At 40.9% G+C, this 12,424-nt stretch carries 12 protein-coding genes; 5 read left to right on the top strand and 7 right to left on the bottom strand.

The genetic code is table 11. The features are described from left to right. Positions 1–63: 63 nt before the first annotated feature. Positions 64–699 (top strand): HupE/UreJ family protein, encoded by a 636-nt coding sequence (locus tag BV375_RS14095; protein WP_086761450.1) that lies wholly within the window; start codon positions 64–66, stop codon positions 697–699. 168 nt (positions 700–867) lie between these two features. On the opposite strand, the gene BV375_RS14090 is transcribed toward BV375_RS14095, so the two are convergent. Continuing rightward, positions 868–1,545, bottom strand: coding sequence for a sugar transferase (locus BV375_RS14090; protein WP_086761448.1), 678 nt, complete (start codon positions 1,543–1,545; stop codon positions 868–870). Between the two features lie 367 nt (positions 1,546–1,912). Here BV375_RS14090 and BV375_RS14085 point away from each other — a divergent pair, with 367 nt between their 5' ends. Continuing rightward, positions 1,913–2,218 carry a hypothetical protein gene (locus tag BV375_RS14085; protein WP_086761446.1) on the top strand — a complete coding sequence of 102 codons (306 nt, stop codon included), beginning with the start codon at positions 1,913–1,915 and terminating at the stop codon, positions 2,216–2,218. 82 nt (positions 2,219–2,300) lie between these two features. On the opposite strand, the gene surE is transcribed toward BV375_RS14085, so the two are convergent. Beyond that, a complete protein-coding gene (surE, locus tag BV375_RS14080) occupies positions 2,301–2,981 on the bottom strand; it encodes a 5'/3'-nucleotidase SurE (protein WP_086761444.1) in 681 nt (226 codons plus the stop codon). Between the two features lie 50 nt (positions 2,982–3,031). Here surE and BV375_RS14075 point away from each other — a divergent pair, with 50 nt between their 5' ends. Continuing rightward, positions 3,032–4,264 carry a HEAT repeat domain-containing protein gene (locus tag BV375_RS14075; RefSeq protein WP_086761442.1) on the top strand — a complete coding sequence of 411 codons (1,233 nt, stop codon included), beginning with the start codon at positions 3,032–3,034 and terminating at the stop codon, positions 4,262–4,264. Positions 4,265–4,313: 49 nt separating this feature from the next. Here the strand turns inward: BV375_RS14075 and BV375_RS14070 are convergent, their stop codons facing one another. Further along, a complete protein-coding gene (locus BV375_RS14070; protein ID WP_086761440.1) occupies positions 4,314–4,877 on the bottom strand; it encodes a Uma2 family endonuclease in 564 nt (187 codons plus the stop codon). Between the two features lie 552 nt (positions 4,878–5,429). On the opposite strand from BV375_RS14070, the gene BV375_RS14065 reads away from it, so the two are divergent. Next, positions 5,430–6,176: a TPM domain-containing protein gene (locus BV375_RS14065; RefSeq protein WP_086761438.1), complete on the top strand. Its 747-nt coding sequence runs from the start codon at positions 5,430–5,432 to the stop codon at positions 6,174–6,176. A gap of 81 nt (positions 6,177–6,257) precedes the next feature. Here the strand turns inward: BV375_RS14065 and BV375_RS14060 are convergent, their stop codons facing one another. The 3 genes from BV375_RS14060 to BV375_RS14050 form a co-directional block, all read right to left on the bottom strand. Then, positions 6,258–6,641: a DUF4346 domain-containing protein gene (locus BV375_RS14060; RefSeq protein ID WP_086761436.1), complete on the bottom strand. Its 384-nt coding sequence runs from the start codon at positions 6,639–6,641 to the stop codon at positions 6,258–6,260. Between the two features lie 106 nt (positions 6,642–6,747). After that, the gene (locus BV375_RS14055) at positions 6,748–7,929 is read right to left on the bottom strand and encodes a GNAT family N-acetyltransferase (protein WP_086761434.1); all 1,182 of its coding nucleotides are present in this window, start codon (positions 7,927–7,929) and stop codon (positions 6,748–6,750) included. A 100-nt stretch (positions 7,930–8,029) separates the two neighbouring features. Beyond that, entirely contained in the window at positions 8,030–8,722 is a 693-nt protein-coding gene (locus tag BV375_RS14050; protein ID WP_086761432.1) for a RibD family protein, read from the bottom strand. Between the two features lie 294 nt (positions 8,723–9,016). Between BV375_RS14050 and BV375_RS14045 the strand changes: the two genes are divergently transcribed. Beyond that, positions 9,017–11,140: an ATP-binding protein gene (locus tag BV375_RS14045; protein WP_086761430.1), complete on the top strand. Its 2,124-nt coding sequence runs from the start codon at positions 9,017–9,019 to the stop codon at positions 11,138–11,140. On the opposite strand, the gene BV375_RS14040 is transcribed toward BV375_RS14045, so the two are convergent. Further along, positions 11,118–12,341 carry a Gfo/Idh/MocA family oxidoreductase gene (locus BV375_RS14040; RefSeq protein WP_208099118.1) on the bottom strand — a complete coding sequence of 408 codons (1,224 nt, stop codon included), beginning with the start codon at positions 12,339–12,341 and terminating at the stop codon, positions 11,118–11,120. The two genes, BV375_RS14045 and BV375_RS14040, sit on opposite strands and share 23 nt — an antisense overlap. Positions 12,342–12,424: the final 83 nt, after the last annotated feature.

The raw sequence follows: 12,424 nt of genomic DNA, 5'->3' as shown, positions 1-12,424 counted from the left end.
TAGTTTTTTGAGAACTTTGGGTAATATAAATTACCAAAAAACATAAGTATTCGGTATAAATTGATGTTAACAGTTGAGTTATCAACATCCACTACTAGGTTACAGCGTCGTCATGCTGGGGCGATCGCATCTCTAGTTTTAATTAGCATATTGAGTTCATTGAGTGGATTTGACTTTCATCCATCTATTTCTAATTCTTGGGAAGGCTTGCTTTGGGGAATCGCAGATCCAGTAATTAGCTTAGATCGTTTGGCTAGTCTTGTAGCCATAGGCTTACTCTCAGCTGGAATGGTTCGTGGCGCTTTGATTGCTGCGGCTTTTGTGTCAGCAGGAGTTTTTGGTACAGTAATGCATCTGTTCCAGGTGAATTTAGCAGGTGCAGAAATTGGGATTGCAACTTCCACAATCGCCTTTGGCGCTATGCTGATGATGTTAAAACAACCGAACTGGCTGTTACTTTCACTGCTAGGAGCGATCGCAGGTTTATTTCACGGTTATGCTGGTACTGGATCTGCCATTGAAACTGGAATGATGCCTTTAGTTATTTATGTACTAGGCATTACCTTAACTCAATGTGCTGTAGTTATGAGTACTAGAGAAATGTACTCAATGATGCCAAATAGAATTCGCTTTGCTGGGTTAGCTTTTTTTGCGATCGGTATCGTATTCTTGCGCAATGCAATTAACTTAGTAATCTAAACAAATCAGAATAATTAATAATTACTAATTCGTAATTCGTAATTCGTAATTTAAGCAGTCCCGAGAATTTCTTGCTTAAAGAAGCAACCTCGTTGCTTTTGGTTTCTAAATTCCTATCTAAAAATCAATTACGAATTACGAATTCTTCATATTAGAGAAATCTTGTAATTAGCAAGCTCCTATTTTATGGAAGATGACATAAAATGTTCTTCCAATCAGCAACAAGTCATAAAATATATGCCAATTTTGCTGGTAACGTAGATCTAAATCAACTATTTGTTCAAAATCTGTAATTTGAGAACGACCATTAACTTGCCATTCGCCAGTTAAACCAGGTTTGACATTCAAACGTTGCCAGTGACGCGGTGAATAATTAACTACTTCATCAGCAGTAGGTGGACGTGTACCTACTAGACTCATTTCACCTACTAAAACATTCCAAAACTGAGGAAGTTCGTCTAAGCTAGTACGTCGCAAAAAGCGGCCTATATTAGTTACCCGAAAGTCCTTTTGATTTTTAAAAATGAGTCCTTTAGCCTCATTTTTAACTAAAGATTTTAAATGCTCCGCATTACTAACCATTGAGCGAAATTTCCGAATACGGAATGGTTGCCCTAGATATCCATAGCGTTCTTGAGTAAAGAAGATTGCACCTGGACTATCGATTTTAATCGCGATCGCAATTGGCACAAACACAATTGCTAAAATTAACAACCCTACTAAGCTACCCAAAATATCTAGACAACGTTTAAATTTAGATTTTACCGAGGGATGAGGAATAAATTCTAAATCCCAAGCTGTAGAAGTGGCGCTTTGAAAAACACTGTGTAATTGTATAGGGTACATCATCCGGCTTAATATCAAGCGATCAAAGTAAAATTACTTAACCTTGATTTGAATATAAACTTAAGAGTATTAAAAATATTTTATTTTTTACGTGTATTTACTTGATCTTTAACAAGACTGGTGAGAGCCGGATTTTTTATATTTTTAAGGTAAAGTTAATTCAACATTTCCGGAATAAGGTAAGTGAACATGAGGCAAATTTGTAATTAAGTTTATTCTCGCTATAATTTGCTACGAATAAATACGTAACAATTATTAATTAGATTTTAATAGTGGCGGTTTCCTGGTGTTAATGCGTATATTAAATTATTCAAGATCCGTAGCGATATTACTATATTGATCTCTCAAAATTAGGGTGGTAAAGATCATGATGACAACAGGAGTCGAAGTTAAAATCGGTCGCTTGGAATCGATTGTTGAGCAAATCGGCGAAGCAGTACTTTCTACTACGGAGACAATTGAGAGCCTTGCGCAAAGACTGGAGACTCTCAGCGTGCAAGTCGAAGCGCAAGGAAAGCAGTTACAGCAGCAGGGTTATCAAATTTTCGCATTATGTGACGCTGTACAGACTCTTGCTGAATCCCAAGATGATTCATTACAAAAACTCAGCCAACTGACACAAACCCTAGATAAACTGATGATACTGCTACAAGGGACAGATGAGGAAGGATAAAGGCAGGAGAGCAGGGGGAGGAAGAAATATTTGGCTTTTGACAAATGACCTATGAAAAATGACCCTTGACTCTTGACTACATTTACACCCTTAATTTGGTAACAGCAATGTTGCCAGAAAAACAGACATCGACATCGCTACCAGGAGTGCGATCGCGTTTGCTATATTCCCCTACATAATAAAAATCATCGCCGTCAATCCGGTAGTTAATTGGCAAAGCTTTGGTACAGGGTTGGCAAAACACCACTTCTGGGTATGGTTCTCCTGGTTGCAGATGTGGCAAATTCACATTCCAGAAGTTTCCTGGTTCTAGGGGACGTTGGAGTAAGTCAGCCAAAACTTCAGCCGTAAATTTAGCGGCGAGTTCCCAATCAAAATTTTGCTTGGCTTTGCGATAGTGAGAAATGGCAATTCCGGGAATACCGTTCATTGCGGCTTCTCGCACCGCCGCCACTGTACCGGAAATATAGGCATCCACGCCCAAGTTCCCCCCAGCATTGATCCCCGACAACACAAATTTGATATCTTCACTAATTTGTGAGATTGCAATTCTCACACAATCAGCGGGAGTCCCGGCGATCGCATATTCAGTTTGCGAACGTCGTTGGAGAGTAATGGGGCGAGTAGTAGTAACTTGATGTCCACAGCCAGATTGATGATCTCTCGGCGCAGCGATAATTACTTTTTTGTCCTTGACAGCATTGAGCAGCGCTTTAATTCCAGGCGCATCGATACCGTCGTCGTTAGTGAGGATGATAGTCATATATTTATACTGAGGAGCCAACATCCATTGCTGTAAGTTGAGGAAAGCAAATGGAATTCTACCGTCAACTGCCCTTAGAGTCTAACAATCTCCTGCAACAGCTAGCCCAGTTGAGTGATGAGCAACTGCAACGAGATTACCTCAATTACCTGCAATGGACAGAACCTATAACGCAGATGTTAGCGCAGCTAGAGGATGAGGCTCAGGCGTTACGAGTTGTCAGGTTAGCCTTAGAGGTAGATTTGCGATTAGGTGCAAAGTTAGCAGGAGCAGTCAAACCAGAGTTTCAAGTGCAAACTGTGGGTTTGGTAACTGCATTACAAATCCCTGAAGTATTGAAAGTTCAACTTTTGGGGATGACACGTTCTGACTATGCCATTCTCTATCTGGTAGAAGCATTGAATGATGAGGAAAGCTGTGTTCCCTGGAGTGCTACCTTTGCTCTTGGCGAAATTAAATCTGAGATAGCCGTGAGAGCATTGATCAAAGCGTTAAACCATCAAAACTCAGATGTCTATTGGTTAGCTCCTGACATCTTGGGGCAAATTGGCTCTCAGTTAGCTGAAGCCGGATTAATTCATGCTTTGAATCATCAAAATCCTTGGGTTCGTGGTAGGGCTGCTGAAGCATTAGCAGAAATAGGTAGAGAGGAAATTGTATACTTATTGATTCCATCTTTAAGGGACAAAGACCCTTATGTTGTGAAAATGGCTGCATCTACCTTGGGAAAAATTGGTGATGATATCGCTGTACCAGCATTAATTGAAGTTTTACAGCATGAAAATTCTAAAGTTCGTATCCAAGCTGCTGCTTTTGCTTTAGGTAACATTGGCTCTGATGCAGCTGTTCCATTTCTCATCGAAGCCATGAATAATCAAAATGAATTTGTTCAGGAGAGTGCTGCGACGATTTTGGGAGAACTTGGCTCAGAAAAAGCGATTCCCTCACTAATTCATGCTTTAAATTATGGCTGTCCTTTGATTAAATTAACAGCAGCGACAGCATTAGGAAAAATTGGTTCTCAAGCAGCTATAGCAGCATTGGTAGAAGCTTTAAATCACTATTTAACCTGCGATCAGATTGATGATAGTGATGATACTTATATAACATTTGCTGCTGAAGCATTAGAAAAAAAAGGTAATCCTGAAGCGCTACCTTATTTAGCAAACATACTACTAAAACCAACTGGTTACAAATCTACGTTTATCGAAACTGTATTTAATACGATCGCTGCTATTCAACATCGTTGTGGATACTACAACTATGCGATCGCTCATTCATAAAACTTTTATATTCAAAAAAACTATCAAGTCCATCATTCTTATCGTTTAGTTACACTTGCAATTCAAATCCAGGTAATACATCTTCTCCAGAAATAATCGCTGGCATTTGCACCACTTCCACAGCTTTGTTGTGTCGGTAAATTTCCACTGTGGCATCTTGAGGATTAATCAGCCAACCCAAACGCAAACCATTTTCTATATATTCCTGCATTTTGTCTTGGAGAGGTTGGAGCCTATCTGTTTCAGAACGCAGTTCAATGGCAAAATCAGGTACAAGTGGCGGAAATTTTTTTCGCTGTTCTGGTGTTAAAGCTTCCCACCGTTCCAACTTTACCCAAGCCGCGTCAGGGGAACGTTTTGCACCATTTGGCAGGATAAAAATAGTTGAAGAACTAAAAACTTTACCTAATTTAGCTTGACGATTCCAATTATTCAAGTCTGTAATTAAGTCTGCTTCTTGATTTCCGCTTTCTCCTCCCACGGGTGGCACAATAATTAATTCTCCTGCTGCATTCATTTCTAGGCTTAAATCTCTATTAACAAGACACAATTGATAAAATTGCTCATCGGTTAAATGAGCGATCGGTTCGAGATTGAGAACAACAGTATTCATTGAACTTATTATCGTGGGTTTTTTGCTAACATTAGTTGTCTTTAATTACCAGTGTAGCAGTGTAAATTAAGCTCAGTTCGAGGGAGCATAGCCTATCCACCGATCGTCTCTATTGCCTAAAATCCCTGGAACCGTTCCCAATTTTTCTTTCAATACAGTGGTGAAACTTCTTTTGCTACGTAACTACAACTATGCGATCGCTAATTCATCAAACTTTTCTAGTCTGTTGTCTGTAATTTATGGCAGAGCAAATTGTCGCAGATATTAAAAAATCTAAGATATGCAGTCGAAAATCTAAAAATATATGGTATAATCTCCCAATGGTTTGCAAAATCCGCCCAATTTAGTTAAATTCCTAAATCGGGCGGTATTTCTTGGCGATAGCAGTTTGTACTAGCGACAATCAAAACTCATTTGAGCCGCAAAACTTTCACAATAAAATCCATCTTTGGGTTATAGCTAAAACTTTCAAGTGGAAAAAGCCATAAACCAGGTGATTTTGACAGTGGTTGTGTAGTATTTTTGGTGCAATACTGTCTGAGAGTTTATCCAATGAAACAGCTCCTCAACCAAGTAGTTATCATCCCAAAATACCTGATTAGACTAATTCTGCCATTACTAGCGATCGCTCTAGTTTCTTTTCTGGTCGTCGTACCTTCGGCGTTAGCCACTGGCGCATATCAAATACCCAACCTTGCAGCAGATAATAGCACTTGGGTTGTGGATCAAGCCGATGCAATCAGCCGTGTGAATGAAGGTAAGATTAGCAGCACTTTGGCAGATTTGGCCAAGAAAACTGGTTACGAAACCAGAATTGTCACCATTCGCCGACTCGACTATGGGGAAACACCAGAAAGTTTTGCCAAAGCGTTGTTTGAAAAATGGTTTCCCACAAAAGAAGCACAAGCTAATCAAACCCTCTTGGTAATTGATACAGTTACCAATGGCACCGCCATTATTACTGGAGATAAAGCCAAATCTTTGCTGTCAGACTCTATTGCTGAGAGCGTAGCTTCGGAAACCGTCATGGCTCCATTGCGCAATGGTAACAAATATAACCAAGCTTTCTTAGATGCAAGCGATCGCCTAGTCGCAGTCCTTTCTGGGCAAACCGATCCCGGCCCACCCAAAATCGTTGAGAATGTGCAGGTAGAAGGCACATTCAAGACAGCAGAAGAAACTGACAAAGATAAAGGTAATGCCACTGCTTGGGTGGTAGGGCTATTAATTGCTGCTACTATTATCCCAATGGCAACTTACTATCTTTACCAAGTTAACCAACCAACGAACAATGGCTAATAGCTAATGCTGTAATTCGTCATTGGTCATTAGTCATTAGTTATTGATACAAAAGACAAAGGACAAATGACTAATGACAGCCTAATCTTGAATGTACTCTTGCCCTGTCACTAAAGCCACCTCAGCTCGGAGAAATTCTCTACCTAAATAAGCTGCATGGTCTAAAAGACTTACTGGACAGGGCTGAGTTTCTTCAAATATTTTGACGCAAAGTTCCTTGGCGGTTCTCGCACTAAATACAGTTGTGTGAGTTCTTTCTACTTTTCCTTTAGCGGGAATCACCTTTCCTGTTTCTGGATCTACAGCTAAACCGCGCTCATCAATTACATTTGTAAAATGCTTGGCATAAATTAACTTTGCCTCCCGATCCAAGTAAATAATGAAATATCCACTAGGATCGAGTTCAATATGACGGTGAGAAAGCTGATCGTCAATTGCAGCCAAGTCTTCTACTATCAAATCCATAGTCATTATTAAAATCAAATTTCTGCAAATTTCTACTCCATTTCAAGTGTAATTCTTCCTTTCATATCTTCCTGTGAATTCTTGGTTTGTTTGTAAATTATTGTCCCTAAACATCTCGGTTGCTGAAAGGTAATTCAGCATTCATTGCCTCAATTTCTTGCTGTTCGAGTTGATTCACTTCCTTGATATAAGGCAGCAAAATTTTTTCTAAACGGCTGTTGTAAAAGCGGTGCAGACTGTGATTGGGTTTAGCAGGAAATCCACGCCGTTTTTTGTGGCGTCCACCAGCACCAGGGTCAAAAATTTGGATATCGTTAGCGATCGCCCACTGAATCGGCGCATAATAGCAAGCATCAAAATGCAAGCAATCTATTTCTTGAAAACTTCCCCAATAGCGCCCATAAAGTCTGTCGTCTTTAAATAGACAAAAAGACATTCCTATCGGGTGGCGACTATCTTGCTCGCTGTAGGCCGCAAAAAACAATACTCGATGGCGATAACTGCTATGTAACTGTTCAAAAAACCGCTTTGTTAAGTATTTACTACCCCACCAGCCAAACTTGTCACAAGTATCCGCATAAAACTGATACATCAAAGAAAACAAAGAATGAGGAATTTCATCCCCAGTCAGTGGTTGCAGTCTTAAACCTGCCTTCTCTACTGCTTTGCGTTCCCGCTTAATATTACGGCGTTGATTGGCGTTGAACACAGCTAAGTAGTCATCAAAATTCTTAAACCCATTATTTTCCCAGATGTAACTGTGATGCAACCAAGGAGTAAAGCCTTGTCTTTCCAGCACAGGACGCCATTCGGGATCGACATAAAGAAAATGACACCCAGAAATGCGATGCTTAGTGCAGAAAGAGTCGATTTCATGCAGCATCAAGGCTGTAATTTCATCCTCATCTTCTCCAGAGGCAATTAAGAAGCGATAGCCTTCAGCAGGAGTAAATGGTGTCATTCCCAACAATTTCGGGTAATACTCCACCCCAATACGTTCAGCTAAATTTGCCCACTGGTGATCGAAAACAAATTCGCCAGCACTATGTCCTTTCAGGTAGAGTGGAGCCGCTGCAATTAGCGTTCTGTCACGCCACAGTGTTAAGTGATTTGGTAACCAACCTGTTCTCCGCGTAGCACTGTGGGATGTTTCCAGATTGTTCAACCACTCCCACTCTAAAAAAGGAGTTTTGAGCGTCAATGCCAAAGCATCCCAAGCTTGTTGGGGAATTTCGGCAATGGTGTTGATCCAAACGATAGAATAGCGAGGTTTTAGTTTTTCTATCATCGTGTGGGTTTTTAGGAAAATTAGGGACTAGAGACTGGGAATTGGGGGAATAGGAAAGACAAGAGGAAAATGCCCAATGCCCAACCCTTATTAGGGTAATCTAAGATGCTTGTCGTTGTAGCCGATAGTGTAAAAACACTTCCTGGTCAACTTGATTAACTTCCAGAAGTTGGAGACGGGGAGCCAAATTCGCGAGAAATCCTTCACCTGCGGTAGGTGTGGGTGCATTAGCACCACCTAAAATCAAAGGACATACCGTCAACCATAATTCATCTATTAAATCTAGTTCCAGCATTGAAGCCACTAACTCCCCACCCCCCAATACTGCTAGGCGTGTTATATGTAGAGATACCAGGTGTTTTAAAGCGGCAGGAGTATCAATCTTGCCATTTGGTGTTTCAAAAACCAGAATTTGCTCGAATTCCGAGCATCCTTGCCAGGAAAGTGCCCCGGCTCTAGTCGTAAGCAACCAACGTTGAATTGGTTGTTTAAAAAAGTGAATTTCCGGATTGAGGTTAGCAGATTGTGTAATGACTATATGAACTGGTTGGGTAGATTTGCCCTCCTGTGTTCGACGTTGCAGCAGTGTAGGATGTGATACGGTTAGTGTAGTACCGTATGCACGGAGAGTACCGGCACCAAAGAGAACGGCATCAGAGGCAGCGATTTGTTTTTCCAGGTGTGCTTTATCAGCCTTTGAGCCAAACCGAGCAGGCGATCGCCTAAAGTCTGCTATTTTGCCATCTGCACTCATTGCCAAAACCACTGTGGTATGAGGACGATGTTGCACCATTGAGTTGATTTGATATTTTTAATATTTTCCTTGTTGTGTGTTGATTTAACAAAAATCCATACATCCAAGCTCCTGTTTGATGATTTCACCACTGTCATAGATATGCAACAAAAGTCTTTTTTACAGCTAACCTTCACGGGTTTTGGTATACCATGTTTCTTTTTGCAGATGCAAACTTTGATATCTTTAGCATTTGCCAATAGAGTACTGATAACTTAATAAGATGTCTCATCTAGCTGGTCTAATTGCATATCGTTGGCTGTTGTGGTTTGCAGATGCGAAGTGAGACGTTCGATGGCTAAGACGCGTCAATCATCCTTTCGGCGTATTTTATTAACAAGAATATTGCTGCTGTTTGTCCCGGTGTTATTAATAGGAGAAATTGTCGCCTTAAATAAGGCACGCACTAGCCTATTGAAAACTGCTCGACAGAACTTAACAGAAAGTGCTGTTCTTAAAGGAGAGAAGATTGTAGATGCGATCGCTACCTTGAAAACAAGTTTGTTCATTATTAGTAAAACAAAAGTTATACAACCTCGTTCACTGACTGAGGCGCAAGAATTTCTCACTCAGATAGCACAGCAATTGCCAATCCAAATTGAGTGTATTCAATTAAAAAATGTACAAACAGACAAAATAGTTACCAGTACTTGTGACGACAAACCAATTGGCGAACTGAGTTCATCTTTGCCCAGCCAAGGAGTTGATATTACAGCAATATTACCTCCCAAGGCAGGAACCACTGGTTCCAGAGATCCGCAAAACCAATTGCGATTATTAATGTCAGCTCCAGTCTTCAATAGTGCGGGTCAATTGCTCTACAGCTTAAGTCTTCAGTCAGCATTGTACCAACAAACTACTAAACAGCCGGGATCGCTCACAGGCTCTCTGGTAGTCATCGCTGAAGATGGCACAATTTTAGCGCATCCATTACCAGAAAGAGTGGGGAGTAATATTCAACAGTACTCAGATGCTTCCCAACTCCGACGTATTATTCAAAATGCGAACATCGGGCAAACAGGTTCTACAGATTTATCTTTTCAACAAGGGCAAGAATTAGTAGCTGGTTATACGGCGATTACAGATCCCATCAATCAACAATCGCAGCGAAAATGGATTGTTTTAGCTGTTACCAGTGTAGACAATGCTCTTTTTGGTTTGGAAGAAATAAAGTTGATTCTCATCGTTTTAACAGTGGGCTTAATAGGTGCAAGTTTATTGGCATCCTTATATTTAGCTCCCTACCTTGCAGGGCCTGTAGAAGAATTACGAGATTATGCTCTCAATATTGACAGCCATCACACCGCCCAACCAGTTCCCCACAATTTTAAAATTAGAGAGTTTAATCAACTAGCACAAGCTTTAGACCAAATGGTTGAAAGACTAAAAGCTTGGGCAGAAGAACTAGAAATAGCTTGGAAGGAAGCAAAAACTGCTAATCAAATTAAAACTCAGTTTATAGCTACAACTTCTCATGAGTTACGTAATCCATTACATATTATTATTAACTGTGTTCGCCTGGTTCACGATGGCTTATGCGATAACCGAGAAGAAGAAATAGACTTCCTCAAGCGTGCTGATGAAACAGCGATTCATCTATTAGGAATTATTAATGATTTACTCGACATTTCTAAAATTGAAGCAGGCAAGCTTTCAGTAGTTACAGAACCGCTAGACCTCCGGACCTTACTTTTAGAAGTAATTAATTTACAGTCAGTAAATGTGCAACAAAGAGGCTTACAGCTGAAAACTGACCTGGGCAGCGAGTCAATTCCAGTGAAGGCGGATGCAGCAAAGCTCAAGCAAGTCCTGATTAATGTAATTGGCAATGCTACTAAATTCACCGAACAGGGAAGCATCACGATCGCTTGTGAAATTCAGGAAAGCTACGATCAATCTCAGGTATTGATTCATGTCACAGATACAGGCATGGGGATTGATCCTGCTCAACAGCATAAACTATTTCGCCCCTTTGTAATGGTAGATGGTGCAAGTACGCGCAAAGTTGAAGGCACGGGATTAGGACTAGCGATTTCACGCAACTTAATCGAACTCATGAAAGGTAGTATTACCCTGAAGAGTACGGGGCTTCATCATGGCACGACGGTAACTATCACTTTGCCTTTAATTGATATTTCGCTGTTATCTCCTCCAGAAGAGGAAGGAAATTTAAAGAATATTGAAGTCTCCGCCATAGATGATGCAAAAAGGGGAATGAACGGCTATGTTAACCTTCAACAAGAACAACTGCTAGATTCTAGAGAAATCCAAGAATCTACAATAACAGGGATAGATGAAGCCAATGACGAGTTGCCGCTTTTAGAAGATACTCGTGAAGTCAGTCTTCTTAGTCAGCAAAGTGTCTTTTCTAGCCTACCGACAGGAGAAGCTTGTGCTAACGGTACTTCGGAAAGATAGAGGTTTGATCATTAGTGATTTCTCCTTTATCTTTCTTGTCCCCTAACCCGCAGTCCTCAGTCTTCAGTACCCAGTTCCCACTCTTGAGTTCCCAGTCACCAGCCTCTAATCCCCAGTTCTCAGCTTTTAGAGACACAGCTTGCCCACCCCGTTGGAGAGATACTGTGAGGGCAGCGAGAATTTTCACTAACTCTGTGCCTACCCAGCCAGATGAGACAACTGGAGGAGTATTTTTGAGGATACAAGAAATAAAGCGATCGCAAACCCGCTGTAATGGTTCGCCTTTTTCTATTTCCAGCACCTCTTGGCTTTGATTCACAGGCAGAAATTGATTGTCTTGGAAATCAAACTCACCATGTAGCAGGGTTAAAGGCGATAGTCTAGACATTTCATCGAAAATCAAGCTACCACGATTACCTACAACCGCCAACCGTCTTTGTTTATCGGTATTCAGCCAGCATAGATGGATATAGGCTTGAAAGCCATCTGCATATGTTAGGGTTACCCATACTAAGTCAGCTAGCCCTTGCTTGAGGGAGGAAGAAGACACAAAGACATTCTCCGTGTCTCCGCATCCCCATGTCCCCGTGTCCTCTTTTTGCAACCACATCGTACCTGTTGCTTGCACTTTTACTGGTAGCTGACCCAGCCAACTGTTAAAAATGGCAATATCGTGAATAGCTAAGTCCCACAATGCATCCACATCTTGTCGCACTGGTCCTAAATGAGTGCGGGTGGCGTAGCCATAGCGTAAATTACCTAACTTACCTGCCTGAATCACAGCTTGCCCTTTCTCAACGGCTGGGTGAAATAAATATGTGTGATCCACCATCAGTATTAAATGCCGCAGATCTGCTAACTGGCAAAGTTCACAACATTCTAATGGGTCTAAAGTTAAAGGCTTTTCTGCCAAAACATGGTATCCCTGGTTAAGAGCATACTTAATCAAATCATAATGAATGGTGGCTGGAGTAGCGATCGCCACTGCGCTCATATCTGGCACTTGCTTTATAGCCTGCCACTCAGTTGTTAATAATACATTGTCATTTAACTTAAATTGCCGTTTTACCTCTGCCAACCTTTCAGAGTTTGGGTCTACTACCGCGCCAATACGGACTTGAGGATGTTCTAAAAAATTCCTTAGCAAATGCACGCCCCAACGCCCAACGCCTAGGATAGCAATTGTAATTTGGTTATTCATAAGTTATTGGTTATTAGTCAAGAGTCAAGAGTCAAGAGTTAAATTTTTGACACTAAACTTTAACTCTGGACTAATAACTGAAT

The organism is Nostoc sp. 106C, assembly GCF_002154725.1.
In the GTDB taxonomy this organism is placed as follows: domain Bacteria; phylum Cyanobacteriota; class Cyanobacteriia; order Cyanobacteriales; family Nostocaceae; genus Aulosira.
The sequence above is the reverse complement of the archived record's forward strand: the minus strand, read 5'-3'. Positions and strand labels throughout refer to the sequence as shown.